Below are 26,360 nucleotides of genomic sequence, written 5' to 3' on the forward strand. Positions count from 1 at the left end.
CCCCACCGGCCGCTCCCGGGCCGGCGGGCCGGGCCGTCACCACGCCACGCCGAGATTCAGCGTGCCGGAGTAGCGGCCCGCCCTCCCGATGGTGAGGGCCGGGGGCTCGCCCACGTTGGACACGGGCGCCCCGGTGGCGTAGCGCTGATCGAAGAGGATGGTGTAGTTGAGGCGCGCGTCGGCGGTGAGGCCCCGGTAGGACGCGCGCATGCCCGCCCCGAGCGGGAGGTTGCCCACGAGCTCATCCCCGAAGCCCCACACGGCACCGCGGATGTTGTAGACGCTGAGGCCCAGGCCGCCCATCACGTAGGGCCGCACCCGCGAGTGCAGGAGGCCCACGGTGGCCGCCGCGTAGACGCCATGGCGCACCAGCTCCACGCCGTCCGCCGAGGCCCGCGGATGGCGCGTGTCGAGCCCATTCACCGCGCCCGAGAAGCCGGCCTCCAGCCCCACGTCCAGCAGGCCCAGCAACGGAGGGGGCAGGATGCCCACCGCCACCCCGTACGTGACCCCCGGCTCGATGCGCGACGCCAGGTCCAGGGTGTAGCCCTCCACGCCGGCCCCCGCGCTCACCGACAGCTCGCGCAGGTTGGACCACAGCGCCGCCCGCGCCGGGGTGCTCCCCACGCACAGCGCGAGGAGCACCCAGCCCATCCGTCTCATTCCCGCTCCCCCTCGGGCATCCAGGCCAGGCACTAGTCGCCCAGGAGCTCGGCCTTCTGCTTCACCTCATCGGCCTTCTGGCCCGTGAGGAGCTCCACCTTGTACGTCTTCTCGGCGCCCGCGGCCGGCTCGAAGCTGACGCGCACCGGCGTCCCCTCGTGGATGTCATCCCAGGTGACCAGTTGCCCGTCGCGCTCCAGCTTCGTGTCCGGGGTGAGCGCGAACCACACCTCCTGCCCGGCCGGCTTGTCCACGGTCTTCAAGGCGATGCGGTGGGCGTCCTTGTCCACGTCCGTCACCACGCCCTCCTGCTTCTGCGAGAGGCCGGGCACCGCGGCCTCGACATCCCGCGCCGCCTCCTTCGGTCCCGCACACCCCACGCCGCCCAGCACCGCCGCCAGCATGACCGCTCCCAGTATCTTCACGCGCGTCCTCATCTCAGGACCTCCGGGCACAGGCCCCGGGCCTGGCACGAGCCAGGCCCGGCGCCTGAGCGAAGCTAGGGACCCCGGAAGGGCGGCGCCAAGAAGTGCGACGCCCCGAGGCCCGGAGGCTCGGCCATCCGGGAGTAGGCCAGGCAGGCCACCGGGCCCTGGAGGCTCCCCCCTGGACGCCTTACGCCCTGAGGGGCTTCACGCTCTCGGGGCACTGCCAGTAGGTGTACTCGCACGTGGCCGCGGCGGGGTCACACGGCACCTGCATCACCGTGATGAGCTCGCACGGGTGCGCCGGCACGCCGGGCTCCAGGCCCGGCGCCACCTGCGGGGACGGCGGGGCCCCGGCCTCGTTGCCGATGAACCGCTCCGTCCGCCGCGACGCCCCGCCCCGCTCCTCCCGCTTCGGCCCGGCGGGGGTCCACGGGGAGCACGCCATCGGCACCGTCCCCAGCACCGCGCCCAGCACATACAGCTTCGTGTTCATGACTCCCCCTCTCTGGCCTCGGCCACCGCCACGCCCCTGGCGCACCGGTTCCGGCCCAGCTCCAGGGACGCGGGCCACGAAGAGAGCTGACAGGGGTTTTCGACCTGGGCCGCTCTGAGGCTAGAGTGCGGCGCGCATGCCCTTTCAGATCAACGTCTACGAGGCAGACCGAATCATCGACGTCGTCTACCCCCCGCAACCCACCGCGGAGGATGTGACGGACTACCTCAAGCGCATCCGCGAGACGATTGCCCGCATGGGCGGCCCCTGGAGCGCGCTGGTGGACCAGGGGCAGCTGCGCGTGATGCCGCCGGAGATGGTGGCCACCATGGCCAGCCTCAACGCCTTCGCGCAGCTGCACGGGATGAAGCGCTCGGCGCGCGTGGTGAGCGATGCCGCCTCCGGCCTTCAGGCCTGGCGCATGACGAAGCAGGCCATGCTCACCATCCCCACGCGCACCTTCGAGACGCGCGACGCCGCCCTCGCCTGGCTGCGCAACCCCGACGACGAGTAGCCCCCGCCTCACGCTCCGTCAAACGTTCGCCCTGAAACGGTTTTATTGGGGCATCATGGGGTGGCTGGACTTCCCGGTCTAGCTTGTTTTTTCCACCCCCAGACGAAGACAGGAGCAAATCCCCATGCGACATCCCAGGTTCGGGCTGGCCGCACGTCCCCTCGTGGGCGCGCTGCTGTGCACCCTCACGCTCGCGGCCGGCTGCAAGCCGGTGGACGAGCTGGAGGAGACCAAGGGCGAGCAGTTCACGGATCTCGGCGAGAAGCGGAGCGAGGTCGTCTACGGCACCGACAACCGGCAGGACGTCTACGCGCACGCGGACGCCACGCTGCGCCTGCGCGCGCAGCAGGCCACGGTGGCGCTGATGAACCCCGCGGACTTCAACGCGACCAACCCCAACAACGTCACCTTCCCCGGCTCGACGCTGGGCGCCGCCTACAACCTGTGCACCACCGAGCGCTTCCGGGATGATCCGACGGGCGCCTTCTGCTCGGGCACGCTCATCGACGACGACCTGGTGCTCACCGCGGGCCACTGCGTCACCAGCGCCACGGACTGCACCAACACGCGCTTCGTCTTCAACTACTACCGCCCCGCGGCCGGCACGCTGCAGCCGGTCACCACGGCGGACATCTTCAGCTGCACCTCCATCGTCGCGCGCCAGCAGGCCGTGGTGAACGGGCAGAACCTGGACTACGCCGTGCTGCGGCTGGACCGCCCGGCCACGCCGCGCTTCACCCCGGCGCCGGTGCGCATGGCGAACACCGCCCTGATGGTGGGGCAGAACGTGGCCGTCATCGGCTCCGGCAGCGGGATCCCGTTCAAGATCGACTCGGGCGGCACGGTGCGCGACGCGCGCTCGAGCACCCTGGACTACTTCGTGGCCACCACGGACACCTTCGGCGGCAACTCGGGCTCGGGCGTGTACGAGACGAGCGGCTACACGGTGGCCGGCATCCTGGTGCGCGGCGAGACGGACTACGTCACCAGCGGGAGCTGCCGCGTGGTGAACGTGTGCAGCGAGACGGGCTGCCGCGGCGAGGACATCACCTACGTCTACCCGGCCGTCGCCGCCTTCTGCACCGCGACCAACAATGGCAGCACGCGGCTGTGCGCCGGCCTGCCGCCTCCGCCCCCGCCTCCTCCGCCCCCGGCCAACTCGTACGCCTACACCGCCACCAACACCAACAGCGCCCAGCAGAACACCGTCAACAAGACGCTCACGTTCGCCGCGGGCGACGTGGTCGAGGTGGGCACCTGCGGCGTGGAGGGCGCCACCGTCGACGGGGACTCCTTCCTGCGCTTCAACAACGGCGCCGGCACCGAGGTGGCCTCCAATGACGACTCCTGCGGCGGCCGCGGCTCCTACTTCAAGTACACCGTGCCGGCCGCCGGCTCCTTCACCATCCGCGGCGGCTGCTACTCCAGCGGCAGCTGCGGCGGCACCGTGGTGTGGAAGGTGACGCCGGGCACCCCGGGCGGTGGGGGTAGCAGCGGCTCGTTCGCCTTCAGCGCCAGCAACACCAACAGCGCCCAGCAGAACACCGTCAACAAGGACGTGACGCTCGCGGCCGGCCAGGTCATCAAGCTCGGCACCTGCACGGTGACGGGCGCCTCCGGCACCGGGGACACCTACCTGCGCCTGTACGGCGTGGGCACCTCGGGCCCGCAGGTGGCCTCCAACGACGACAGCTGCGGCACCCTGTCGTACCTCACGTACACCGTGCCCGCGGGCGCCGGTGGCACGTATCAGATCCGCGCCGGCTGCTACTCCAGCAACAGCTGCAGCGGAACGGTGGCCTACACCATCCAGTAGGTCACACGGCGGATGTCAGGCCGTCCCGGGCCGCTCGCCTTCGTGGCGGGCGGCCCCCGGGTGGGCGTAGCAGAGGCTTGACAGCCCGGGGAGCGGGATCTAACGCAGTGCTCCATATGAGCACGCCCAAGTTCCCGTCGCCCTCCACGCCGGTGTCCATCGAAGGTCCCCTGAAGGTCCTCCTGCTGGAGAACATCCACGCGTCCGCCGAGGAGATGCTCGCGGCGGAGGGCTTCGCGGTGGAGCGGCTCAAGGGCGCGCTCAAGCCCGAGGAGCTGGAGGAGAAGATTCAGGGCGTGCACCTGCTGGGCATCCGCAGCAAGACGAACGTGTGGGAGCCGGCGCTCGCCAAGGCGCCCAACCTGCTGGCGGTGGGGGCCTTCTGCATCGGCACCAACCAGGTGGACCTGAAGTCGGCCAACCTCCACGGCGTGCCCGTCTTCAACGCGCCCTTCAGCAACACGCGCAGCGTGGCGGAGCTGGTCATCGCGGAGATCGTCATGCTCACGCGCCAGCTGGGGGACCGCAACCGCGAGGTGCACCTGGGCCAGTGGCGCAAGGTGGCCACGGGCAGCCACGAGGTGCGCGGCAAGACGCTGGGCATCGTGGGCTACGGGCACATCGGCACGCAGGTGGGCGTGCTGGCCGAGTCCATGGGCATGCGCGTGGTCTTCTATGACGTCATGACGAAGCTGCCGCTGGGCAACTCGCGGCCCACGGCCTCGCTGGGCGAGCTGCTGGAGAGCTCGGACTTCGTGACGCTGCACGTGCCGGCCCTGCCGTCCACCGAGTGGATGATTGGCCCGGCCGAGCTGGCGCGGATGCGCAAGGGCAGCTGCCTCATCAACGCGAGCCGCGGCACGGTGGTGGACATCCCCGCGCTGGCGAGCGCCCTGCGCTCGGGCCACCTGGGCGGCGCGGCGGTGGACGTCTACCCGACGGAGCCGGAGACGAACAGCGACGGCTTCGTCACCGAGCTGCAGGGGCTGCCCAACGTCATCCTCACCCCGCACATCGGCGGCTCCACGGAGGAGGCGCAGGCGTCCATCGGCAAGGAGGTGGCCACCTCGCTCATCAAGTTCGTGAGGGCCGGGGCCACCACGGGGGCGGTGAACTTCCCGCAGGTGGAGACGCCGCTGATCGCCAACACGCACCGCATCCTCAACGTGCACCGCAACACGCCGGGCGTGCTCCGCGACATCAACAAGATCGTCTCGGACCTCAACGCCAACATCCACGCGCAGGTGCTGAGCACGGACGCGAACATCGGCTACCTGGTGATGGACCTGGACCAGGACGTGGCCGACCCGGTGTGCCACGCCATCGCCGGCCTGACGACGGACATCAAGACGCGCATCGTGTCCTGAGTCCGGAGGGGCCCGAGGGCCCGGTGCTTCAACCGGGCTCGGGCGACTCGGAGAACCAGAGAGCCTCGAGCTCCAGCTCTAGGGCCTCGAAGGGCTCGGCGCGGACGCGGGCGTTGCCGCTCCAGGAGCCCCGCTCCAGCCATCGTCCCTCGTGGCGCTGGAGGACTTCCAGGATGCGCAGCACCGGGTCCACGAGCCAGACGAACTCCACCCCCTGCCGGGCGTAGATGCGCTTCTTCACGGTGCGGTCGATGCGGGCCGTCGAGGGAGAGAGCACCTCGCAGACCCAGTCCGGAGCGAGGGTGAAGTGGGGGACATCGGAGCGCACGGGCATGCGCGAGTGCCGCCAGCCCGCCAGGTCCGGCACCAGCACGTTCTTGCCGAAGTGCAGCTCCGGCTCGGTGAAGAACCACCAGCCGCCCGGACCGCCCCTGCCTCGCTGGAAGGGACCAACGAGTTCCGCGCCAAGCGCAAGGCTGGCGGCCGAATGAGGGCTCGCGGGCCGGGGTGACGCAACGAGCTCCCCGTCGAGAATCTCGCCTACCACGTGTGTGGGCAGGGCGATGAGATCCTCGTAGGTGGCCTCACGATGAGGGGGCTGCTTCTCCTCCGTCATCCCAGCGCGTCCTCTCCAATCCGTCGAGTCAGTCCAGTTCGTCGATCCAGGACTCAGCATCTTCCCTCCGCGTCCGCCCCGCCAGTCCCCCGGGAGCCCCAAACCTCGAGAAGGCGGGGCCGTGGACATGCATGGCGGCCTGCCCACCCGGTATCCGGGCAGGAGGCACGTTGTCTCACCCTCAGGTTACTTCTGGAGTCACCCAGAAGCAACCTACGTGAAACGTAACGCCAAGGTTCCTGGAACCAGGAAGAGGAAGGGACCTCTACACGTCGAGGATCTTCCCCGGGTTGAGGATGTTGTTCGGATCCAGGGCCCGCTTGAGCGTGCGCAGCATCTCGAGCTCGGCGGGCGAGCGCGAGAAGGCCAGGTAGTCCTTCTTGAGCAGGCCGATGCCGTGCTCGGCCGAGATGCTGCCGCCGTGCTTACGCACCAGCTCGAACATCGTCGGGTCCGCCTTCTTCGTGTGCGCGAGGAACTCGGCCTTCTCCATGCCCTCGGGCTTCATGATGTTGATGTGGAGGTTGCCGTCCCCGATGTGGCCGAACAGGTCGATCTCCCAGCCCGGGTAGCGCTCGCCGAAGACCGCGTCCATCTCGGAGCAGAAGGCCTCCAGGTTCGCCACCGGCAGCGACACGTCGTTCTTGTGCGGCAGCCCCGTGGCCGACAGGCTCTCGCTGATGCTCTCGCGCAGGGCCCACAGCTCGCTGGCCTGCGAGGGACTCTGCGCCATGGTGCCGTCCGTCACCAGCCCCTTCTCGAAGAGCGAGCCCAGCCAGCCCTCCACCTCGGCGGGGTGCTTGCCCTCGGCCTCCATCAGCACGTAGCAGCCACTGGGAGCCTCGAAGGGCGAGCGCAGCTTGCGGTGACGTTGCACCCGCGCCAAGCACTTGTCGGTGAAGAACTCGTAGGCGCTCAGCAGCAGCGGGGCGCGGCGGGCCTCGCGGAACAGCCGCAGCACGGCGGCCACGTCCGGCACTGCGAAGAGGAACACGTCCTGCGTGCCCGGCAGCGGCGTCAGCTTGAGCGTGGCCTCGGTGATGATGCCCAGCGTGCCCTCGCTGCCGATGAAGAGCTGGCGCAGGTCCGCGCCCGTGTTGTTCTTCTCCAGCGCGCCGTTGAGCTCCAGCACCTGCCCCTGCGCCGTCACCACCTGCAGGCCGAGCACCCACTGGCGCGTGAGACCGTAGCGGATGACCTTCACCCCGCCCGCGTTGGTGGCGATGTTGCCGCCCACCTGGCTCGAGCCCTTGGAGGCGAAGTCCACCGGCCACGTGAGGCCGTGCTCGGCGCAGTGGTGGTGCACCGCCTCGGTGACGGCTCCCGCCTGCACGCGCACCGTGTTGCCGAGCAGCTCCACCGGCTCCATCCGGTTCATCCGCTGGAGCGACAGCACCAGCTCGCCCCGCGCGGCCACCGCTCCGGCCGCCAGCCCCGTGCGCCCGCCCGAGGGCACCACCGGCACCCGGTACTGGTTGCACAGGGCCAGCAGCCGCGCCACCTCGTCCGTGGTGCGCGGGAAGGCCACCGCGCTGGGGGCGGGGGCATGCACACGCGTCCAGTCGCGCCCGTACTCCTGGAGCTCGCTGGGCTCGCGGGTGAGGAAGTCCGCGGGGAAACCATCGGCAACAGCACGGAGGAACGCCTCGGGGAGCACGTCGGCCATGAGGGGAGCACTAGTGCAGGGGCTCGCCCATGGCAAGCCAGCGAGCGAGGAGAAGAGCGGCTCCCCCCCGGCACTGAACGGCTCCCTGGCGCTCCACGGCCCGGTGAAGCGGAGAAAGCCCGCTCCGTCAGCCCAGCCACGGGTTGAGTGTCCCCCTCGGCGCATCCACCCGGAGCGCGCATTCGTATTCAGAACAGGCGCCCGTCAACTTCCGGCTCGCCCGTGCCCTGATGCTTATCCTCCGCGCGGCTCGGGGCGGCTTGCCGCGAGCCGGGGGGAGCCGGCCTATGGAGTTGCGCAAGCCACTGTTCATCGCGGCACTGGTGTTGCTCGGCCTCTGTGTCCTCGTCGAGGTGGGCGCCTCCATCGTGCTGCCCCGCCCCGTCGCCAGCCGCGCGGACATCGAGGCCAACCTGCGCAGCGAGGGCGCTCAGGACGATGTCAGTGTCGACGAGGTGCTCGCCATGCAACGCGAGAACCCTCCCACTCCGGGCCTCGGCATCCCCTACCTCGCGCTCGTCGATGGCCTGCTGCTGCTCACCCTCGGCCTCATGGGTGCCAGCCTCCTCATCCCCGAGCGCGTCCACGGCCAGGTGCAGGGTTTCGTGTCACTCGTGGGCGCCATCGTGGCCCTGCTGGCCGGCATCGCCATGCTCGTGGGCGCCATCGGCCTGCTGCTGCTCATGGTGGCCCTCTTCACCTCGGTGCCCTTCGGCACCATCGCCTACCTGGCCATCTGGGGCTTCTTCAACCGCGGCGGCGCCTCCGCCACGCTCGGCCTCCTCATGGCCTTCAAGGTGGCCGCCGCCATCTGCCTCGTGCTCGCCCAGCCCCGCTTCCTCCAGAACAAGGGGCTCGTGCTGCTCTTCCTCACCTCGCTCCTGGCCGGCGCCCTCCTCAGCCTCCTGCACGGGTGGGTGCCCATCATCCTCGTGAGCATCACCGATGCCCTGGGCGCCATCATCGTCTCCATCCTCGGCCTCATCTGGGCCGTGGTGCTCTTCATCGGCGCGCTCGTCTCCATCCTCCGGGTGCTCAAGCTCAAGCGCACCGCCGCCTGAGGCTCAGCGCAGCTTCACCGCGCACTCGGAGGTGTTCGCCACGCCCCGGGTGCACGTCAGCGACAGCGTCGCCCCCTCCTCGGGCACATCCAGCCCCCGGCGCTCTCCCAGGCCGTCGATGGACGCGGGGACGGCGGGCCCGCCCTTCGGCTCCAGCCTCACGTCCACCTGGCTGCCCGACAGGGGCTCCACGTTCACCGTGCGCACCCGCGCTCCCGCCTTCGCGATGTCCACCCGGCACGGCAGCCCCCGCGCCACCCGCACGGTGCCTTCGGCCAGCACGCAGCCCGTGGTCTTCAGGTCCTCCTCCGCCACCGGCCGCGGCTTGATGAAACGCTCGCGCAGCCGCTGCCGCTCCTCTTTCGACATCGGGGTGGAGCCCCGGTTGGCGCCCTGGGAGGAGCGGTCCTGCGCCCCCAAGCCCACGCCCAGCACGTACAGCATGACGCAGGTGAACACGGCCAGGATGAGCAGGATGGTGGAGGGCTTGGGCTGACTCATGACGCGCGCTCCTCAGGGGCTGGGAATCGTGCGCCGCGGCTCGAGCTGCATCTCCTGGAGGAGGCGGTGGTCCCGGATGATGGGCGACCTCACGCATTGGCCATTGATGCAGATGGTCCCGGCCGGGCACCTGGGGCACAGCACGGCGCCCCGATTGCAGGTCCCGTCACAGGAACCGGAGACGCACTGGGAGGGGTGGGTGCACTTCTCCCCCAGGGGAATGAGGCAGAAATTCTGGTGGCACGTCAGCGGCGAGCGGCAATCGTCGTTGCTGTCGCAGGTGTCTCCCAGGGTCACCTGCTCCTTGCACGCGCCCGCCTCGCAGCGCCCCGTCACGCACTGCTCGGGCTTCTCGCAGCCAGTGAATCCCGCGAGCCCGCGGCACGAGGCCTCGTGACACGCCAGGGGCTCCTGGCAGTCATCCGCGCTGTTGCACGTCGCCGTCAGGGCCACGCGCTCCTCACAGCGGTCTCCCTCGCAGCGGCCCGTGGCGCACTGCTCGCCGCTCGCGCACCCCTTGAAGCCCGCCGTGCCGACACAGGTGTTCCCCGTGCCGCAGGTGAGATCCTTCCCGCAGCGCGGCTCCTTCTTCGCACAGGCCACTCCGAGCCCGGGCCCCTCCTCCCCACCGCGCGAGGAGAGGATGGCCACCACCACGCCCACGATGAGCAGCACCCCCGCGGCCAGCGCCACCAGCCACCAGGGGAAGGGCTTCTTCACGGGCGCCGCCGCTTCCTTCACGGTGAAGGCCACCGAGGGCCCCCGGTCATAGTGCTCGTCCGGGTTGGAGATGCTGGCCACATCCAGGGCGAAGCCGTACGAGCCCGGCGGCGTGCCCGGGGGAATGGAGAACCTCACCGGGATGACCGCTGTCCCATCCGGCGACAGGGTCCGCTCCACCCCTTCGGGGAACTGCAACCACTCGGCCCGGGTGTTGCCATCTGGCACCACCGTGGCCCGGACGGTCACCCCCACTCCCAGCTTGTTGGAGACGGTGAAGGAGACCTCGCCGTGGCCCGCGGCGTCCAGCTGCACGCTGCTCGTGGTGGCGGTGACGTCGAAGGCGCGCGGCATCAGCTCGCTCCTGGTGTGGGCTGCCCGAAGTGCAGCTCGTAGGTGACGTAGGCGGGCTTCTCCCGCTCGATGATGGCTTCCACCATGGGCCGGTGCGCGGCCAGCTCCGCCGGAGCGCGCACGCGCAGGTGAAAGGGCCGGGGACGCCCGTGGAGGCCGGGCACCTGCTCCTCGATGACGAAGTCCTCGCGGCCGGTGGCCGTGCGCAGGAAGAGCAGCAACCCCCGGGCCGTGCCCCGCCAGCGCGACAGCTCCACCGCCGCCGCCACCAGCTCGCGCATCCGTCCCAGGCCCGTGGTGACGGGCACGCCCAGGTCCACCCAGTGCGCCAGGAAGGGCACGAAGCGCTCCGGCGCGCGCAACGGGTGGAAGAGCGACGGCAGCTCGGCCAGCATCGCCTCGGAGGGCGCGTGCAGCGCCTCCATCACGTCCATCAGCGCCACCAGCGGGCTGTCCTCGTGGAGGGTCCGCTGGAAGACGCCGGGCAGCAGCCGGGTGATTTCATTCCGCTTCATCGACGGTCACCACCTCGAGCTCATGCGGACCCGACACCAGGAGCCAGGAGGGCGGCAGCGTCACCTTCTCCGTGAACTCCTGCGTCGAGCAGTTTCCGTACTGGCCCCCGGGCTCGCGCTGGCGATGGACGCCGGCCGGGCCTCCCGCGAGCAGCAGCCCTCCCCCGGGCGCCGCCGCCAGGGCGAACACGGGCTGGAAGAGGCGCTCGCGCTCGCGCAACGGCAGGCCGCTGTCCACTCCGGGTCGGCTCCACGCGGCCTCGCGCCGGCTCGCGTCCACCCAGAGCACGCCCGCGCGGTGCGTGGCGGCATAGGCCAGGGCCCCGTCGAAGGCGAGCGCGAGGCAGCTGCCTCCATCCCAGTTCTTGTCCAGGGGCCGCCACCCGTCCGGCGGATCCGCCGAGCCGAGCAGCTCCCAGCTCAAGCACCCCTTGCCCGGGTCCGCGCCGCTGGCCGCGGCCAGTCCCGCCCAGAGGAAGGAGCGCGGCCCGTCGCGCTGCACCTCCAGCACGCGCACGTCCTGGTTGCGCAGGCCGATGTGCCGGAAGCTGTTGCCACGCCCGCCGCTGCTGGAGAGGTAGACGCCGCGCAGGCTCATGCCCGACACCGCGACACTCACCCCGCCGCGCGCGTCCGTGGAGGCGGCCACGGAGAGGAAGCCCAGGTCATGGTCCGAGGGGTCCACCAGCACCTGCAACGGGGTGGCGCCCTCCTGCACCGCCAGCTCGAAGAGGCCCACGCGCGTGGCCATCAGCAGCACGGGCACGCCGTCACGCACCATCCACGCCAGGTCCTCCACATGGTCCAGCGTGTGCGTGGTGCGCTCCCATGTCTCGCCGCTGTCCAACGAGAGGTGGATGCGCGAGCGCTGGGGCTCGTCCGTCAGCCGCGCGGCCACCGCCACCAGGCCCGCTCGCTGCGGGTGGGCCTCCACCACCTCCACCTGCTGGCCAGCGAAGCGGCCCACGCGCTCCCAGCCATCCGCATCGGAGACGGTGCGGAAGAGGGCATCGCCTCCACCGGCGTAGAAGGTGCGCGGCTGGAAGGTGTCCTCGCAGAGCGAGCGCACGTCCTTGGGCACCTCGTCCACCAGGAGGCGCACCTGGTCCACGTAGCTGACGCCGGGCTCGGCGAGCAGGGTGTCGTAGACGTGCGAGACACGCAGCGACTGGCCGAAGCGCCAGCCTCCTGGCTGGAGCTTCGTGGGCAGCGGATTGAGGGCCTGGTGCAGCCGCTCCAGCGAGCGCCGCTTCAGCGCGGCCTGGTCCTCCGCCCGGTGCACCACCACGCGCGCCCGCACACGCACCGTCTTGTAGCGCGCCCAGCCCACCTGGCACGTGGTGCCCAGGGGCCGCCGCTCGTCCAGCGCATGCTCGATGCGGGCCCGCGCCTCCTCCGTCTCGTGCTGGCGCAGCGCCTCCTGGGTGACGCCCTCGCCCGAAGTCCCCTGCACGTTGGGCGGCAGGTAGGGCACCAGCAGCACCTCCACCGAGCCCGGCAGCGCATGCGCCCAGAGCTGGGCCTGGGTGAAGGCCTTGGCGCGGGCCACCGCTCCCGAGCTGCGCAGCGCCAGCCGCTCGTAGTCCTGGGCGGTGATGGCGCGCCCCAGCGAGTGCAGCTCCTGCGGGCCCCGGACGAGCGCGTTCTCCAGCGTCTCCGCCGCACGGCCTCCCACGGCGGGCGAGGGGTTGGTCACCTTCACCCCGGGCAGCGCCGTCTTGAGGGTGTCCAGCGCCCCCGCGGCCACGTTGCCCGTGAGCCCTCCGCCGCGCAGGTACCACAGCATGATGGACCGGCCCGCCTTCGGCACCGCCGCCAGGGCGCGCGGCTCGGTGGACAGCGCGCCGTCCTCTCCCGTCATGCGGGCCGAGGGCGCGAAGGTGACGGTGCCCGTCATCCGGTCCACCACATAGGCGGGCTCGTCCGGCGGCAGGTTGGCGAAGCTCTCCACCTCGCGCCAGATGCGGAACGTCTTGTCCCCCAGCTTGCGCGCCGGCACGCGCCCGTCCAGCTCTCCGGGCAGCGCCTCCACCCCCACCATCAAGTCCCGGCCATCCCCGGTGGGCGCCACGATGGGCGGGCGGCGCGCCGTCACCGACAGGCCCGGCATTCCCGTGCCGACTCCCGCCAGCTCCGCCTCCACCTGCTCGCCATGGTGGGCGAGCACCTCCACCTCCGTGCCTCCCACGGGAATGCGCACGGCCTCGGCGGTGAGGAAGATGACGGGCTCGGCTCCGGCCTCGGCCCGCGAGGCGGTGACGCCCGTGCCGCGCGGAATCTCCACCACGCTCGTGGCGGGGCGCGCGAGGCTGAAGCGCAGCCGCACCGTGGCGGCGCTCGGGGGCTGCAGCCGCACGCCGAGCAGGCGGAGGAACTCGACGTACGCCTTCTCCGGCAGCCGGTTGAGCCGGTAGAGCATCGTCTCCGTCAGGTGGGCGAAGACCTCCAGCAGCACCATGCCCGGGTCATGCGGGCTGAGGTCGGTCCACTCGGGGCTGACCCGCGCGATGCGGTTGCGGGCCTCCTCCAGGAGCTGCTGGAAGCTGCGGTCATCCAGGTTGGGCGAAGGCAGCGGCATCAGGCGGGCCCTCCCTCGAGGTCGAGGCCGAAGCGCAGCCGGTCCGTGCGCTGGGTGGTGCGCACCCGGTACTCGAGCGAGATGTCGAGCCGGAAGGGCTCCTCGGCGCTCCGGTTGGCGTCCAGGTCGAGCAAGTCGATTCGGGGCTCCCAGCGCTCCAGCGCCCGGCGCACGTAGTGGATGGCGAGGCCCGCGGTGGTGTCGTCGTTGGGCGCGAAGACGAGCCGGTGCAGCTCGCAGCCGTAGTCCGGGCGCATGACGCGCTCGCCGGGCACGGTGGACAGCAGCAGGAGGATGGCCTGACGCACCGAGGCCTCCTCCTGCACCATGGCGATGCCACCCGAGGGGGACAGGCGCAGGCCCGCGGGCCCGACGCCGACGAGGTCCAGGTCCGGGTGGAGGAAGCGCCAGGCGCGGTAGCGGGGAGCGTTCATCGGTCCTCCGACACGAAGGGCTGACCGGGCGCGGTGCAGTGGTACTTCACCACGCCCGGCGGCGTGCCATCCGTGAGCCCGGTGACGATGTCGAGGACGACGGGTCTGCCGTCCACGCGAATCCACGTGGAGTAGCCCGTCTGCACCTTCAGCGTGGTGGTGCACGGCTTGATGGTGGGCCCGATGTTGGGACAGCCGGCGATGGGCCGGCCCTCGGGGTCCGCCTGGACGAGCACCGGGCGGCCCTCGATGGTCACCCAGGACTGCGACGCGGTGAGGCCGATCCTGCCCAGGTGCGCGCACTGCATCAGTGCATCCACGGTCACCCAACGCATTCAGTCCCTCCTCCGGAAATCGATGGTGGCGGCTTCGATCGTGATGGACTTGCCGGGGGCTTCGATCTCGAGCGCCGTCTCGGCGTGCAGGCGGACGACATGGGGCGACAGCTGCAGGTAGCTGCCGAGCTGGTCCTCCACCCGGAGCGTCTGCGTCTCGTCGTTGAGGCGCAGCTTGAGCCCGCCCGGGGTGAGCAGGTTGAAGCGGCGCACCGCCGCGCCGGAAACGCCCGTGTCCGGCGGTCCGTTCGTCCCGTAGAGGCCGCCCACCACCACGCCCCGCGCCGGGTCCTCTCCGGGGAGGACGAGCAGCACGGTGTCCCCCACGTCCGGGAGCATCACCAGGCCCTTGCCCGCACCAGCGCCCACGCTGAGCACCTGCATCCAGTCCGTCTCCACGTCGCCGCAGGTGGGCAGCGAGACACGCACCCGGCCCTTGTTGTCCGGGTCATCCACCCGGCTCACCACGCCCGGCATCACCGAGGAGGCCCGCGGGCGGGTCCGCCGGGGCGGAGGGGCCGAGGACAGCTCGGAGAGGAAGCCGTGCTGCACATCCAGCGTGTGCGTGACGGAGGTGACGACGTACTGGCCCGCCACCACCGGCACCACGCCGCGCACGTCCACGCGCGTGCCGGGGCGCAACCGGGGGTCTCCCTCCGCCACTCCGGTGAGCACCACCTCGCGCGCCAGCCGGTGGTCCAGCTCCGCCCGGGCCAGCGCCTCCACGTGCGCGGAGTCCTCCGCGTTCTCGTTGACGAGCGCCCGCTCGCCGCTGCCCCCCACGCGCTCCGGGGACACGGAGGCCTCCACCCGCCGGCCCACGCGGCCCGAGGAGGGGCTCGCCTTGTAGACCTCGCCCTGCAGGGCGTTCCACCCCGCCGAGGACACCGAGCGGCACGCGGGGTCCCCATTCACCTCCACGCTCGCCTCCAGCAGCGACTCGCCCATCACCAGTGGGACGGGGTCTCCATGCCCGTCCAGGGAGAGCATGCGCAGCACGCCCTCCTCCAGCACCAGCCAGAGGCCACAGCGCTCCGTCTGCTCCACGAGGAACTCGAGGTCCGACTGCCCGTGCTGGATGAGGTGGTGGGAGAGCGGTCCGGGCTCGGAGGCCTCGACGGACAGGCCGAGGTCCGACACCAGCTCGCGCGCCAGGTCCCTCGGCGTCACCTCCGCGTGCACCCGCACCGGTTGGCGCTTGCGCAGACGGTGGAGCAGGTCGTAGCCCCGGACGCGCACCTGCCGCGCGCCGGAGGCACCGTGGACGTACTCCACCGCCGTCACCTCGCCCACGAAAAGCGGCTCGCGCCGGGCGGCCACCGAGATGCGCAGCGCGCTGCCCGGAGGCAGGCCCCGCGTGGCCAGGGCTCCTCGGGGGTCCGTGAAGGTGAGCTCGCACTGCGCGGGCAGGGACAGGTGCTGCTGCACGCGCACCGACTCCAGGGTGCGCAGCTCCTCGGGCGCCAGTGGCGTCCCGTCCACCTCCACCCGCAGCTCGGGCAGTCCCCGGACGGATCTCATGTCGTCCCCCGGAGGGCCGAGGCCGGTGGCAGGCGGAGCACCGTCCCCGTGCCCAGGTGCATCGGGTCGGCGATGCCGTTGAGCGAGGCGATGAGCCTCCACATCGACGGGTCCCGGTAGCGCTCCCAGGCGATCTCATCCAGGCGCTGGCCCGAGCCCGGCTCCGGTCCACCACCGAGGACGGACTGGGTGTCGAAGGCCTCGGGCGGGAGACTCGAGGAGAGCTGATTGGCCAGCTGATCCGCGTCGGCGCCGCCCGGGGGAGCGCTCGGGGCCTCCACCTGCCGGGCGACCTCCTCCTCCACGCGCAACAGGCGCAGCGAGAGCCAGGAGCGCCGGGGCGCACCGGTGGGCGTGAAGTGCTCCAGCCGCTCGGCCACCGAGGCCACCACGCACCCCATGTTCAGCACCTTGCCCCAGACGATGCGCAGCAACGAGGGACGGCCGTAGCCCTCCTCGACGTGCGCGTTCTCCGCGAGCTGCCACAGCGGGCGCGTCAAATCCCTCACGTCCTCGGACGTCACCGAGGAGCCCGCCAGCGTCACGTCGAAGAGGAGCTCCAGCTTCAGCTCGGTGGTGCCGCCGCCCGTGAAGAGGAGCGGATCATCCGTGAGCGCCGCCCCCGTGAGCGGCACGCCCAGCGCGCGCCGGGGCCGCACGCCCGCCGTCCGGCGGATGACGAGCGTCTCCGGGTTGAGCAGGGCGCCCAGCCGGAGGCCCTCGGGCTCGATGAGGAAGGCCACGCGCTCCATCACTCACCTCGCTGCTCGTGATCCAGCCGGCGCAGTCGCTCCCAGTCGCGGAGCACCGCCAGCGGATCACTGGTTTCGGGGGAAGGAAGCTCCGGAGGCTCCGGCCATGGGTGCGAGGCGTCGGAGGAAGACGGCACACCGGGCGCGGGGAATGGCTCGGCCCTGGCCAGTTCCCGGGGGCGCGACGTCTCCCGGGAGGAGGGCTCCGGCATCGGGAACGGAGAGGACCGCGAGGCCGACGATGAGACCGAGTTCTGGGCGTGGCGAGAAGCCATCACCTCGCCCGTCATTCCACCCATTACCCCACCCATCACTCCGCCCATCTCCCCTCTCCCTTTGGGAGAGGGACGGGGTGAGGGTATGGAAGGCCCTGGGTTCCCCTCCCCGGCCCGACGAGACCCGTGGAAGAGCGTGGGACTCGGGCTCTCGGTGGAGAAGGAGCGCTCGGGAAGCGGGCGGAAGGAGAGCCCTCGCGCCCGGGTGGAGCGTGCTCCTTCCTGAGAGCCCGTGCGTGGCTCCGTGGAAGGAGAGCCCCCTTCACGCGGCGCCGCCTCGCGAGGAAAGAGCAGCGCGCTCCGGGCTTCCCGGCGCGCGGAGCCAGACACGGGAGCATCAGAACCACGCTCCGGCAGCGAAAGAGACGAGGGCTCGACCGTGAGCGGACCGGTGCCCGGCACAGCCGTGGGAGCGCGCACCGGAGGCCGAGGCATGGAGGAGTGCTCCTGCCGGGAACCCGTCCGCTCCTCGCGGCCAGACGGTGACGGCCTCGCCAGACGGGCCTGTGGCCTCGACGGAGCAACAGGCACCGCGCCAACGCCTGGCACGGGCTCCCGCCGGGAAGCGGCGATTGGAGCCCGGGGCGCTGGTGGCACGGCCTCGACAGGAGTCTCGGGTGCAACCTGCTGTGCGTCCTCCAGCTCCAGGCCCTCGAGCAGGTGTGGTGCCCCACGGCGCACGCGCTCCACCCAATCCGCGGGCGGACCTCGCCGCGTCGACTGCACCAACCTCCGCCAGTGCTCCGGGGGGCCTCCGTCCGACGGCGGGACTTCCCTCACCCCACCCCTCTCCCAGGGGGAGAGGGAGTCTTCCACGGGCAACTGCTCGGGGGGCTCGTTCAGGACGGACTCCGCCCAGTCCTTCACCCACCGCGCCACCGCGCGCACCAGTCCACTGCCCCGGCTCTTGTCGCCACGCTCAGCCGCCACGGTTGATGGACTCGAAGACGAGCGTCACCGACTCGATGGCCACCATCTGCCCGAGCGCATCCAGCGCCGCGCCCTTCCACCCCGAGGGCCACGCATCCACCAGGTTCCAGCGGAACACCTCCGTCAGGCCGTCCGGGCCCGTCATCAGGATGGAGACGTTCTTGCGGCTCGGCGTGCCGTTCACCGACTCCATGAACCAGTTCCACAGCTCGCGCGACGTCGTCAGCCCATAGCGCAGGGTGACATCCCCGTAGGACACCGGCCCGGCCAGCCGGCGCACCACCGAGCCCGCTCCGCCTTCGCGGTAGCGCAGCGCGTTCACCTGCACCTCCAGGCCCTGGCACTCGGTGAAGTGCCCCTCGTTCACGCCGTTGATGTCCAGCTTGAAGTTGTAGGCGCGCAACGGGTCCACCAACACGCCCGGCTGCGCACCGGCCTCCTGCGGGGGTGGATTCTCCGCCTGCTTCGGCTCAGCCACGGGCCGCCTCCTCCGTCTGCTCCACACCGCCCGAGTGCTGGCCGATGCGGAAGATGATGAACTCCGCCGGCTTCACCGGCGCGATTCCGATGACGCAGACCAACTGCCCCGCGTCCACCACCTCGGGCGGGTTCGTCTCGTCGTCACACTTCACGAAGAACGCTTCCTGCTCCGTCCGGCCCACCAGCGCCCCGTCCCGCCACAGCCTCCGCAGGAAGGCGCTCACGTCGCGGATGACGGCACGCCTCAGTGACAAATCATTCGGCTCGAACACCACCCAGCGCGTCCCCTGGCCGATCGTCTCCTCCACCATGCAGAAGAGCCGGCGCACGTTGAGGTAGCGCCACTCGGGGTCGCTCGACAGCGTCCGCGCGCCCCACACCTTGATGCCGTCCCGGGGGAAGAAGCGGATGCAGTTGACGCCGCACTGGTTGAGCACGCCCAGCTCCTCGCGCGTCAACGGTGTCGCCAGGCCCTCCGCCGCGTTCACCACCTCGTTGGCCGGTGGCTTGTGCACCCCGCGCGTCCCATCCACCCGCGCGTAGATGCCCGCGATGTGTCCGGACGGCGGCGCGTTCACCAGCCGCTTCCGGTCGAACGGGTCGTACATGGAGACCCAGGGGAAGTAGTACGCGCCGTACTTCGAGTCCCGCGCCCGCTCGCCCCGGGAGCGCCGTGGCCCCGCGCCTCCCTCCCCTTCCTTGCCCGCCACGGGCGCCGAGACCGTGCCCACCTCGCACAGCCGCTCGACGGTGGCGTCCTCGGGCGCGTCCAGCACGGCCACCCGGTCCATCATCTGCTCGGCGTGCGTGAGCAGCGCGTTGTAGGAGCCCGGGTCGGTGTAGCCGGGCGCGGCGACGATGGCCACCTCGTCCACCTCGCGCAGCACATCCAGTCCCTCGCGCTTGGGTCCGCTGCCCAACAGGCTGGGACTGTCGCCGATGTTGACGACGAAGCAGCGCCGCCCGCCGTTCTCGAAGAAGCCGTAGACGGCCAACGAGAGCGGCGTGCTCTTCACCTCCTTGCCCTGGCAGAACTCCTTCACGAACTGGGACCAGTTGTTGATGGCCACCGGCTCGTGGAGCCGCGCGCCACCATTGGGCGCCCTGCCCACGAACGCCGCCGTGCTCGTCCCCGCGGCTTCCAGGGGCTTGGGTCCGCCGAGTATCTCCTCGACGTAGATACCGGGTGTCAGATAGCTCGTCGCCACGTCATCCCTCCTTCAACGGCAGGCGCACCAGCAGGGCTCCCTCCTCGGTGGGGAGCTCCTCGGCACGCACCGCGAGCACTGCTCCCTTCGCACGCACCTCCAGCCGTCCGAGCGGCGTGTCGGCGGGCACCGAGGCGATGCGGAAGCGGCCCTTCGCGTCGGTGCGCGCGTTCAGGCCCATGGACGGCAGCTCCACCTGGGCATCCGGAATGGGGATGTCCCCGGGCCCCACCACCCGGCCCAGCAGCACCGTCCCCGGCACGGTCCGGGTGATGAGCGGCACCCTCACGCGAGGAATGGCCGGTACCGGGCGCTCGCGCTCGAGCGGCACGCGCAGGCGGAAGGCGGGCCTCGGCGGCACTCCCAACGCCGTCCACAACGTCACCGGCACGGGGGAGAGGTCCACCTCGAAGCCCGGCTCCTCCATGGCCGCGAAGACGAGCTCGCCCAGCAGGTGGTGGGCCCGCTCCGGCGAGTCCCCTCCCGCGGTGACGAGGTAGCAGAGCGACACCCGGAGCGGAGGCCGGCGCGACGTGCGGGGCGGAGGCGCCGGGGCGAGCTCCAACAGATAGAGGCCCACGAGCCGGTCCACGGACTCGCGCTCCGGCACGGCCAGGGAGACGGGCGTATCGCCGAGTACCCGTCCCACCCAGGTCTTCAAGCGCTGATCGACTTCGTCGATCATAGGCCCTTTCACCGAGGGTTCAGGGATTTCGAGAGTTCGCTCTCGCACCCTTTCTCGGAGTGGGGCGAGACTGGCCATGTGCCAGGGTCCAAGGAACTGGTCCCCAGGGAGGTGGGGGCGTCGGTGCTCGGACACTCGGGGGCGCGGTGGCGCGCGGCGCTCAGCGCTTGGGCCAGTCCGCCAACAGCCGCGCGGCCTCCGCCTGCTGGCTCCAGTCCACCTTGCCGCTCAGCGAGCCCCCGCGCTCGCCGGGAGCGGTGATGCGGATCTCCTTCCACACCGGCTCACTCGCGTCGTAGCGGGCATCCCACGCGCTCCAGCGCACGCCTCCCGCGGCGGCCACGGCACTCGCCAGGCACGCATCGAACTCGTCCTCCGAGGGCAGATACCGGAGCTGCTCGATGACGTGCGGTATCTCGCCCGCTCTCACCTTCAAGGAGGGGCGCACGCCGGTGATGGCCCGCAGGATCTCCCTGCCCTGGTTCTTCGGCAGGAAGGCGGCGTAGCCGGGACGGAGCACCACGTAACCGCTCCAGGAAAAGCCGTTGCGGAGGGTGGCCTCGTAGCAGATCACGTCGGCCAGCCGCTCGGCGCGCGCGGAGTCCCGCAGCGGCGGCTGGCGGCGCAGCTCCAGCAACACCGCGAGCAGGTGGCCCTGGTTCACATCCTGGAGGAAGAGCTTGCGCTCGCCCGCCACGCGCACGCCGAACACGGTGGGCAGGATGCCGTCCTCGGGGATGGAGCGCAGCGGAATCTGCACCGGCTCGCCCGTGTGGGGCTTCCACACGAGCCGCTCGTTGGTGAGCCAGTACTTGCCGGAGCGCAACACGCCGTGAACGATGTTCGCGACGAGCAGCACCAGGAGCACGAAGGCTCCGGGGGTTCCGCCGAAGCGGGAGGCGATCAACCCCAGGATGACGGACACATACGTCTGGAGCACGAACCACAGGTCCGCCGAGTCGCCTTCGAGCAGGCGCACCTCGCCCTCGGAGAGCTCCAGGGGAATGGACTTGAAGACGAGCCCCTCGAGCCGCGTGAGGTCCTCCACCAGGGACGGCACACCGGAGACCCGGGACAGCGCCCCGAGCCGCTTGCGGACGAGCGCCTCCAGCCTGCTCCGCAGCGCCCCCACCTCCCGGAGGGTGACGAGCACCCGCGCATGCTCCGGCCAGTGGTCCGCCTGGGCCCGGCGCTGGATGCGGTCCAGGGCCTCATGGAACGCGGGCTCGTGGCGCAGCACCGACTGGAGGGCCTCGGGCCGCTGGCGCAGGCGGCGCCTCCACCTTCCGCCCGACAGGAGCGCCTCCAGCGCGGCATAGCGCTCGCGCGAGGACTCCAACACCTCGACACGGCCCTCGAGCTGGCGGCGCACGTCTTCCAGAGAGGGTGCACCCACCCAGGCGCCCGGGGAGACCTCTGTGCGCACGCGCTCGGACATACTGGCCGGGCAGCATAAGCGGAGCACGGGCCCGTGACGCCCGCGCACACCCCACGCGTGTCAGGTCGGCGACGCCGCTTCCCCCACGGCCGGAGCCGGAGCCGGGGCAGGAGTCGGGGCCGGAACAGTCGGCGAGGCCTCCGTGGGAACCAGCTCGCCAGAAGGGGCCGCCGGGCGCGGCGAGACAGGAGCGGGCCCGCCCTCGGGCACCGGGGAGACCACCGCCGGAGGCGCCACCTCGCCCGCGTCGGGCACCTGCGCGGCCTCCACGGGAGGAACGGCCCCGGGCGATCCCTCCGCGGGTGCGGCGGGGGCCTGAGCGCCCACCACCGCGGGAGGAGGCTGCTCGGAAGCGGGCGGCTTCACCGGGGCCGAAGCCTGGTCCACCGGAGCCGGAGCGGGCACCGGCTCGGCCTGGGGGCCCGCCGGGAGGGAGTCCGCCTCCACCCGCTTCGCGAGTCCGGCCAGGCCTTCCTCGAGGTAGCGGCCGAGTCTCGAGCGGATGAAGGGGACCAGGTAATGCGCGAGGGGGCTGCCGCCGACGTCGCCCTCGTCCACCCACGTCACCCGGGTGCCCTGGCCCTCGGGCGTGAAGGAGATGCGGCCGTGCAGCAGGTACCGGCCGTGCTCCACCGACATGTCATAGGCCACGCCCGTCTTCGGGTTGGCCTCGGTGAGCGAGAGGGTGCCATTGCCCACGTTCCCGCCGCTCCAGCTGTGCACGGCGCCCACGCCCACCTCGGGCCCGCCGAACATCCACTGGCTGTCCGGGTACTTCTCCGCGCGCCACGGCGCCCACTCCCGCCAGCGCTGGAGGTTGGCCACGTAGGCGTAGACCGCCTCGGGCGGGGCCTTCAGGGTCGTCGAGCGCTCGACGCGGAACTTCGACGGCAGCACGAGGCCGATGACGAGCAGCAGCCCCACCAGCGTCGCGGAGGCGATCAGGATCTTCTTGAGCATCGAGCAATTCCAGGGGCCAACCGCACCCGGAGGGCACACCGTAGCAGACCCCGCCGGGGGAGCGAGCCCTCCCCGGGGGCCGACGCATGTCTCCTACCCACCGGCTCCCGCCCGCCCGCCTGGCTGCCCTGCCGTGAAGTGAACCGTGGAATGATGGCGCCAGCGATGACCACGACCATCCATCCGAGGGGCGTCCGCGCGCTCACCTGCCTGCTGATGCTGGCGGTGTCACCGGGCGCCCGGGCGCAGCAGGACCCGGAGGACACGGACACCCCGGCCGCGGAGACCGAGGGCCCCATAGCCCCCTCCCCCACGGATCCCGACGCCGCGCCTCCGTGGAAGACCCGCTTCGGCGTGAGGCTGGCGGCGGGCGCGCCCGAGGGCGTGGGCATCTCGGCGCTCATCCATCCCCGGCGCTGGGCGCGGGCCCACGTGGGCGCGACGAGGAACACCCTGGGCTTCGGGGCGCGCGGGGGGCTGAGCCTCATCCCCCTCGAGCTGCTCATCTCCCCCGTGCTGGAGCTGGAGTACGGCTACTACTTCAACGCGGACTACGAGAAGCTGCTGACGCAGCTGCACGGCGAGCCCACCACGGCGGCCACGGGCATCCGCACCGTGGGCTACCACCAGGCGAGCGGCAGCCTCGGCCTGGAGTTCTCGCCCTCGCGCTACGTGACCTTCTTCGGGGGCGTGGGCATCAGCTACTGGTTCATCGAGGTGGGGGCCGCGAAGGACTTCATCCGCGAGGCCGAAGACGACCCGGAGATCTCCGCCCGGCCGCTCAACCTCGGTCTCTCCAGCCCGGTGGCGAAGCTGGGCCTCCTCATCTACTTCAACTGACAGGCTCCTCCATGCGTGCCCTTCCCCGCGTCCTGCTGCTGACCGTCCTCGTGCTGCTCGCGCCCGGGTGCCGGAAGATCGCCGACACCTTCTTCGTGGTGAACGCCGAGACGGAGGAGATCTGCGAGAACGTGCGGAATATCGAGTTCCCCGCCGCCGGGCCGGACACGACGGCGCTGGTGCGGACCTTCGAGTTCCCGCTGGGGCAGATAGGAGCGGACCTGCCCGAGGGGCGGCTCGAGACGGAGTTCCGGCTGAAGCTGTTCGAGCTGAACGTCTCGGGGGGAGACGCGGACCTGAGCGGGCTGGAGTACGCGAAGGTGTCACTGAAGCGGCCGGGAGCGCAGGAGGTCATCCGGACGCTGCTGGAGTTCCAACAGCCCTCGCAGGCGTTCTCGCCCACGCGGCTGACGCTGCGCGGGGTGGAGGCGGCGAGCGTGGCGGAGCTGGCGCGCGAGGACCGGTTGGAGCTGGTGTTCGAGGTCCGGGGCACCCTGCCCGCCCAGGCGTGGACGGCGGACCTCCTGGCCTGCGCCGGGCTCAGGGCCGAGGTGCACTACTTCGAGCTCATCTTCTGACGGAGGCATCCACCAGCTTCGCCACCCATTCGCGCGCCCGGGCGTTCTCCTTCATCAGGAAGTCGAAGCGCCCGGCCTGGATGGCGCGCACCAGCTCCTCGTCCCGGGAGATGACTCCGGAAGCGCTCCAGGGAAAGGCCCGGAGCGCAGGGGTGTCCTCCCCGTCCACGAAGGCTGGCGGAGCGGCCTCCAGGTAGCGGGCGTAGGTGGCGAAGAACTGGTCCACGCTCGAGGCGACGGGAACGGCGTATAGCGCCTCGTAGACGTCCACCCACACCACGGGCTGCAGGCCGCGCGCGTCCACCAGGGAAGGCACCGTGGCGTAGCAGTAGGCCAACCGGTCATCCTTCGCGAAGACGAGCAGCGAGCCGAACGGCTCCACCCAGTCCTTGCGCCAGTGCGCGTTCACCCGGTGCAGGTCGGGCCGCCGCTCGTGCCGCGCGGGGAAGAGGTACAGCTCATCCCTCACCCAGAGGTAGCCCGTGCGCGCATGCACGGCCGCCAGTTGGGGATCCATCGGCTGCCCCGCCACGGACACCGCCACCGGGCTGGATGATGGGAGCGGCGGCTCCACCTTCAGGGGATGGGCCCGGCTCCGGCACACCTCCAACAGGCGCTCGAAACCGGTCAGCGCGGTCGCGGACTGCATTCGTGGGACTCCTCTCGGGTGTCTTCTGCGGTCACCCCACTCTAGATGACCGCGCAGGTCATGTCACGAAGAGCACCGGGGCCCGGGGACGCAGCCCTTGCGCTCCGCTCCGTCCCGGACGCAGACGCTGCGCGCCGAACAGATGGGGCCCGGTGCTGGTCGACCGCGGCTTCGCGATGGCCGGAGCCTTGCTAGCGTGAGCCCCGAGAACACACGAGGATCGCCATGAGCCATGTCATCGATGAATTCATGACCCGTACGGTGCACACCATCGGAACCCAGAGCCCCCTGGCCGAGGCGCACCGGATCATGAACGAGCACGCCATCCGCCACCTGCCCGTGCTGGAAGGGGGAAAGCTGGTGGGAGTGGTATCCATGAGGGATCTGCACCTCATCGAGACCCTCAAGGGCGTGGATCCCAAGGAGGTCGCGGTCGAGGAGGCCATGGCCCAGGACGCCTACACGGTGCCGCCGGGGACCGCGCTCCTCGAGGTGGCGCGCACCATGGCCATGCACAAGTACGGCTCCGCCGTCGTCGCCCGCGACGGCCGCGTGGAGGGCATCTTCACCACCATCGACGCGCTGAAGGCGCTGGAGGCGCTCCTGTCCTCGCCCGGGAAGGCGGCGCCCACCCGCAAGCGGAAGAGCCCGCCCCGCCCGCCGTCCAGGAAGAGCGCTCCCCGGAAGGCCGCGGCCCGGAAGGGAGCCGGCACCGCGGCGAAGCGCCCGGCCGCGAAGAGCGCCGCGAAGCGCCCCGCTCGCAAGGCGGCTCCGGCTCGCAAGCGCGGCGGACGCTGAGCGTCAACGCCACGCGCTCACCTCCGTCCGAGGTACCGGCTCACGCCGCGCGGCGATTCGGCAGGGCGCCGCGCAGCACCTCGTGGGCCTTCAGCAGCATCTCCTCGGTGGTGTCCCAGCTCACGCAGGCATCCGTCACCGAGCAGCCGTATCGCAGCTGCGAGAGGTCCGCGGGGATGGGCTGGGTGCCGGCCTCGAGGAAGCTTTCGATCATCACGCCGACCAACGAGCGGTTGCCCTCGCGGATCTGACCCACCACGTCGCGCATCACCAGCGGCTGCAGCTCCGGCTTCTTCCACGAGTTGGAGTGCGAGCAGTCGACCACGATGTTGCCCGGCAGCTTCGCCTTGGCGAGCGCCTGCTCGGCGAGCGAGACGGAGACCGTGTCGTAGTTGGGCCGCCCGCCGCCACCGCGCAGCACCAGGTGGCCGTAGCTGTTGCCGCGGGTGCGGATGATGGCCGACTCGCCCCTCTCGTTGAGCCCCAGGAAGCTGTGCGGCCGCGAGGCGGAGAGCACGCCGTTGACCCCCGCATCCAGGGAGCCGTCGGTGCTGTTCTTGAATCCCACCGGAGTCGACAGCCCCGAGGCCATCTCGCGATGCGTCTGGGACTCGGCGGTGCGCGCGCCAATCGCCGTCCAGGAGATCAGATCGCCATAGTATTGCGGTGCGATGGGGTCGAGCGCCTCGGTCGCCGCGGGCAGGCCGAGCTCGGCCACGTCCAGCAGGAAGCGCCGGCCCCGCTCCATGCCTTCCTCGATGCGGAAGGTGTCGTCCATGCGCGGATCGTTGATGAAGCCCTTCCAGCCGGTGGAGGTGCGGGGCTTCTCGAAATACACCCGCATCACCACGTGGAAGGCATCCTTCACCTTGTCGGCGAGGTGGCGCAGCCGGCGCGCGTAGTCGAGACCGGCCACGGGATCATGGATGGAGCACGGGCCCACGATGACGAACAAGCGCGGATCCTTGCGGTCCAGGATGTCCATCAACGCGCGGCGGCCGGCGAGGACGGTATCGGCCGCACGCTCGGTCAGTGGAACGCGCTCCTTGATCTGGGCGGGAGAGGGCATCTGGTCGATGCCGGCGACATTCAGGTTTTCGGTGCGAGCGGTCATGGATCAAAGGCCGTGGGGGTGAACATCGGGGGGGCACGGAATCCCCAAGGATAGTAACGCCAGAATGCGTT

27 protein-coding genes are annotated in these 26,360 nt (G+C 71.1%); 7 read left to right on the plus strand and 20 right to left on the minus strand.

Annotated elements, in window-relative coordinates; all coding sequences use genetic code 11:
* Positions 1 to 36: 36 nt before the first annotated feature.
* The 3 genes from NR798_RS40245 to NR798_RS40255 all read right to left on the minus strand — a co-directional run bounded on the left by NR798_RS40245 (position 37) and on the right by NR798_RS40255 (position 1,584).
* A complete protein-coding gene (locus NR798_RS40245; protein WP_375767885.1) occupies positions 37 to 663 on the minus strand; it encodes a hypothetical protein in 627 nt (208 codons plus the stop codon).
* Between the two features lie 32 nt (positions 664 to 695).
* The gene (locus NR798_RS40250) at positions 696 to 1,088 is read right to left on the minus strand and encodes a hypothetical protein (RefSeq protein WP_375767886.1); all 393 of its coding nucleotides are present in this window, start codon (positions 1,086 to 1,088) and stop codon (positions 696 to 698) included.
* Positions 1,089 to 1,278: 190 nt separating this feature from the next.
* Entirely contained in the window at positions 1,279 to 1,584 is a 306-nt protein-coding gene (locus NR798_RS40255) for a hypothetical protein (RefSeq protein ID WP_375767887.1), read from the minus strand.
* A gap of 136 nt (positions 1,585 to 1,720) precedes the next feature.
* On the opposite strand from NR798_RS40255, the gene NR798_RS40260 reads away from it, so the two are divergent.
* The 3 genes from NR798_RS40260 (at position 1,721) to serA (ending at position 5,281) form a co-directional block, all read left to right on the plus strand.
* Positions 1,721 to 2,098, plus strand: coding sequence for an STAS/SEC14 domain-containing protein (locus NR798_RS40260; RefSeq protein WP_375767888.1), 378 nt, complete (start codon positions 1,721 to 1,723; stop codon positions 2,096 to 2,098).
* 124 nt (positions 2,099 to 2,222) lie between these two features.
* The gene (locus NR798_RS40265; protein WP_375767889.1) at positions 2,223 to 3,914 is read left to right on the plus strand and encodes a trypsin-like serine peptidase; all 1,692 of its coding nucleotides are present in this window, start codon (positions 2,223 to 2,225) and stop codon (positions 3,912 to 3,914) included.
* 116 nt (positions 3,915 to 4,030) lie between these two features.
* Positions 4,031 to 5,281 (plus strand): phosphoglycerate dehydrogenase, encoded by a 1,251-nt coding sequence (serA, locus tag NR798_RS40270; protein ID WP_375767890.1) that lies wholly within the window; start codon positions 4,031 to 4,033, stop codon positions 5,279 to 5,281.
* Between the two features lie 28 nt (positions 5,282 to 5,309).
* On the opposite strand, the gene NR798_RS40275 is transcribed toward serA, so the two are convergent.
* Complete coding sequence (locus tag NR798_RS40275) at positions 5,310 to 5,897, minus strand: Uma2 family endonuclease (RefSeq protein WP_375767891.1); 588 nt, start codon at positions 5,895 to 5,897, stop codon at positions 5,310 to 5,312.
* Between the two features lie 265 nt (positions 5,898 to 6,162).
* Positions 6,163 to 7,563: an FAD-binding oxidoreductase gene (locus NR798_RS40280; protein ID WP_375767892.1), complete on the minus strand. Its 1,401-nt coding sequence runs from the start codon at positions 7,561 to 7,563 to the stop codon at positions 6,163 to 6,165.
* Between the two features lie 287 nt (positions 7,564 to 7,850).
* Here NR798_RS40280 and NR798_RS40285 point away from each other — a divergent pair, with 287 nt between their 5' ends.
* Positions 7,851 to 8,624, plus strand: coding sequence for a hypothetical protein (locus tag NR798_RS40285; protein WP_375767893.1), 774 nt, complete (start codon positions 7,851 to 7,853; stop codon positions 8,622 to 8,624).
* A 3-nt stretch (positions 8,625 to 8,627) separates the two neighbouring features.
* Here NR798_RS40285 and NR798_RS40290 read toward each other — a convergent pair whose 3' ends face one another.
* The 13 genes from NR798_RS40290 to NR798_RS40350 form a co-directional block, all read right to left on the minus strand.
* Positions 8,628 to 9,125, minus strand: a complete 498-nt coding sequence (locus tag NR798_RS40290) for a hypothetical protein (RefSeq protein WP_375767894.1) — start codon at positions 9,123 to 9,125, stop codon at positions 8,628 to 8,630.
* Positions 9,126 to 9,137: 12 nt separating this feature from the next.
* Entirely contained in the window at positions 9,138 to 10,199 is a 1,062-nt protein-coding gene (locus NR798_RS40295; protein WP_375767895.1) for a hypothetical protein, read from the minus strand.
* Positions 10,199 to 10,714, minus strand: a complete 516-nt coding sequence (locus NR798_RS40300; protein WP_375767896.1) for a phage tail protein — start codon at positions 10,712 to 10,714, stop codon at positions 10,199 to 10,201. Before NR798_RS40300 ends, NR798_RS40295 begins: the two co-directional genes overlap by 1 nt.
* The gene (locus NR798_RS40305) at positions 10,701 to 13,292 is read right to left on the minus strand and encodes a putative baseplate assembly protein (protein WP_375767897.1); all 2,592 of its coding nucleotides are present in this window, start codon (positions 13,290 to 13,292) and stop codon (positions 10,701 to 10,703) included. The genes NR798_RS40300 and NR798_RS40305 overlap by 14 nt, the downstream gene beginning before the upstream one ends.
* A complete protein-coding gene (locus NR798_RS40310) occupies positions 13,292 to 13,726 on the minus strand; it encodes a GPW/gp25 family protein (protein ID WP_375767898.1) in 435 nt (144 codons plus the stop codon). The genes NR798_RS40305 and NR798_RS40310 overlap by 1 nt, the downstream gene beginning before the upstream one ends.
* The gene (locus NR798_RS40315; protein ID WP_375767899.1) at positions 13,723 to 14,061 is read right to left on the minus strand and encodes a hypothetical protein; all 339 of its coding nucleotides are present in this window, start codon (positions 14,059 to 14,061) and stop codon (positions 13,723 to 13,725) included. Before NR798_RS40315 ends, NR798_RS40310 begins: the two co-directional genes overlap by 4 nt.
* Positions 14,062 to 15,582 carry a phage baseplate assembly protein V gene (locus tag NR798_RS40320; protein WP_375767900.1) on the minus strand — a complete coding sequence of 507 codons (1,521 nt, stop codon included), beginning with the start codon at positions 15,580 to 15,582 and terminating at the stop codon, positions 14,062 to 14,064.
* Positions 15,579 to 16,334 carry a hypothetical protein gene (locus tag NR798_RS40325; protein WP_375767901.1) on the minus strand — a complete coding sequence of 252 codons (756 nt, stop codon included), beginning with the start codon at positions 16,332 to 16,334 and terminating at the stop codon, positions 15,579 to 15,581. The genes NR798_RS40320 and NR798_RS40325 overlap by 4 nt, the downstream gene beginning before the upstream one ends.
* A gap of 1,194 nt (positions 16,335 to 17,528) precedes the next feature.
* The gene (locus NR798_RS40330) at positions 17,529 to 18,017 is read right to left on the minus strand and encodes a phage tail protein (RefSeq protein WP_375767902.1); all 489 of its coding nucleotides are present in this window, start codon (positions 18,015 to 18,017) and stop codon (positions 17,529 to 17,531) included.
* A complete protein-coding gene (locus NR798_RS40335; protein ID WP_375767903.1) occupies positions 18,010 to 19,227 on the minus strand; it encodes a phage tail sheath family protein in 1,218 nt (405 codons plus the stop codon). Before NR798_RS40335 ends, NR798_RS40330 begins: the two co-directional genes overlap by 8 nt.
* Before the next feature lies 1 nt (position 19,228).
* Entirely contained in the window at positions 19,229 to 19,912 is a 684-nt protein-coding gene (locus NR798_RS40340; RefSeq protein ID WP_375767904.1) for a carboxypeptidase-like regulatory domain-containing protein, read from the minus strand.
* Positions 19,913 to 20,072: 160 nt separating this feature from the next.
* Positions 20,073 to 21,284, minus strand: a complete 1,212-nt coding sequence (locus tag NR798_RS40345) for a hypothetical protein (RefSeq protein WP_375767905.1) — start codon at positions 21,282 to 21,284, stop codon at positions 20,073 to 20,075.
* 126 nt (positions 21,285 to 21,410) lie between these two features.
* Positions 21,411 to 22,310, minus strand: a complete 900-nt coding sequence (locus NR798_RS40350) for an SRPBCC family protein (RefSeq protein ID WP_375767906.1) — start codon at positions 22,308 to 22,310, stop codon at positions 21,411 to 21,413.
* Between the two features lie 165 nt (positions 22,311 to 22,475).
* Between NR798_RS40350 and NR798_RS40355 the strand changes: the two genes are divergently transcribed.
* Positions 22,476 to 23,150, plus strand: a complete 675-nt coding sequence (locus NR798_RS40355; RefSeq protein WP_375767907.1) for a hypothetical protein — start codon at positions 22,476 to 22,478, stop codon at positions 23,148 to 23,150.
* Between the two features lie 11 nt (positions 23,151 to 23,161).
* Positions 23,162 to 23,728: a hypothetical protein gene (locus tag NR798_RS40360; RefSeq protein ID WP_375767908.1), complete on the plus strand. Its 567-nt coding sequence runs from the start codon at positions 23,162 to 23,164 to the stop codon at positions 23,726 to 23,728.
* On the opposite strand, the gene NR798_RS40365 is transcribed toward NR798_RS40360, so the two are convergent.
* Positions 23,718 to 24,377, minus strand: coding sequence for a hypothetical protein (locus NR798_RS40365; protein ID WP_375767909.1), 660 nt, complete (start codon positions 24,375 to 24,377; stop codon positions 23,718 to 23,720). The two genes, NR798_RS40360 and NR798_RS40365, sit on opposite strands and share 11 nt — an antisense overlap.
* Before the next feature lie 225 nt (positions 24,378 to 24,602).
* On the opposite strand from NR798_RS40365, the gene NR798_RS40370 reads away from it, so the two are divergent.
* Entirely contained in the window at positions 24,603 to 25,175 is a 573-nt protein-coding gene (locus tag NR798_RS40370) for a CBS domain-containing protein (RefSeq protein ID WP_375767910.1), read from the plus strand.
* A gap of 40 nt (positions 25,176 to 25,215) precedes the next feature.
* On the opposite strand, the gene NR798_RS40375 is transcribed toward NR798_RS40370, so the two are convergent.
* Positions 25,216 to 26,289, minus strand: a complete 1,074-nt coding sequence (locus tag NR798_RS40375; RefSeq protein ID WP_375767911.1) for a 3-deoxy-7-phosphoheptulonate synthase — start codon at positions 26,287 to 26,289, stop codon at positions 25,216 to 25,218.
* Positions 26,290 to 26,360: the final 71 nt, after the last annotated feature.

This window comes from Archangium gephyra, from assembly GCF_042230915.1.
GTDB classification, from domain to species: domain Bacteria; phylum Myxococcota; class Myxococcia; order Myxococcales; family Myxococcaceae; genus Archangium; species Archangium gephyra_B.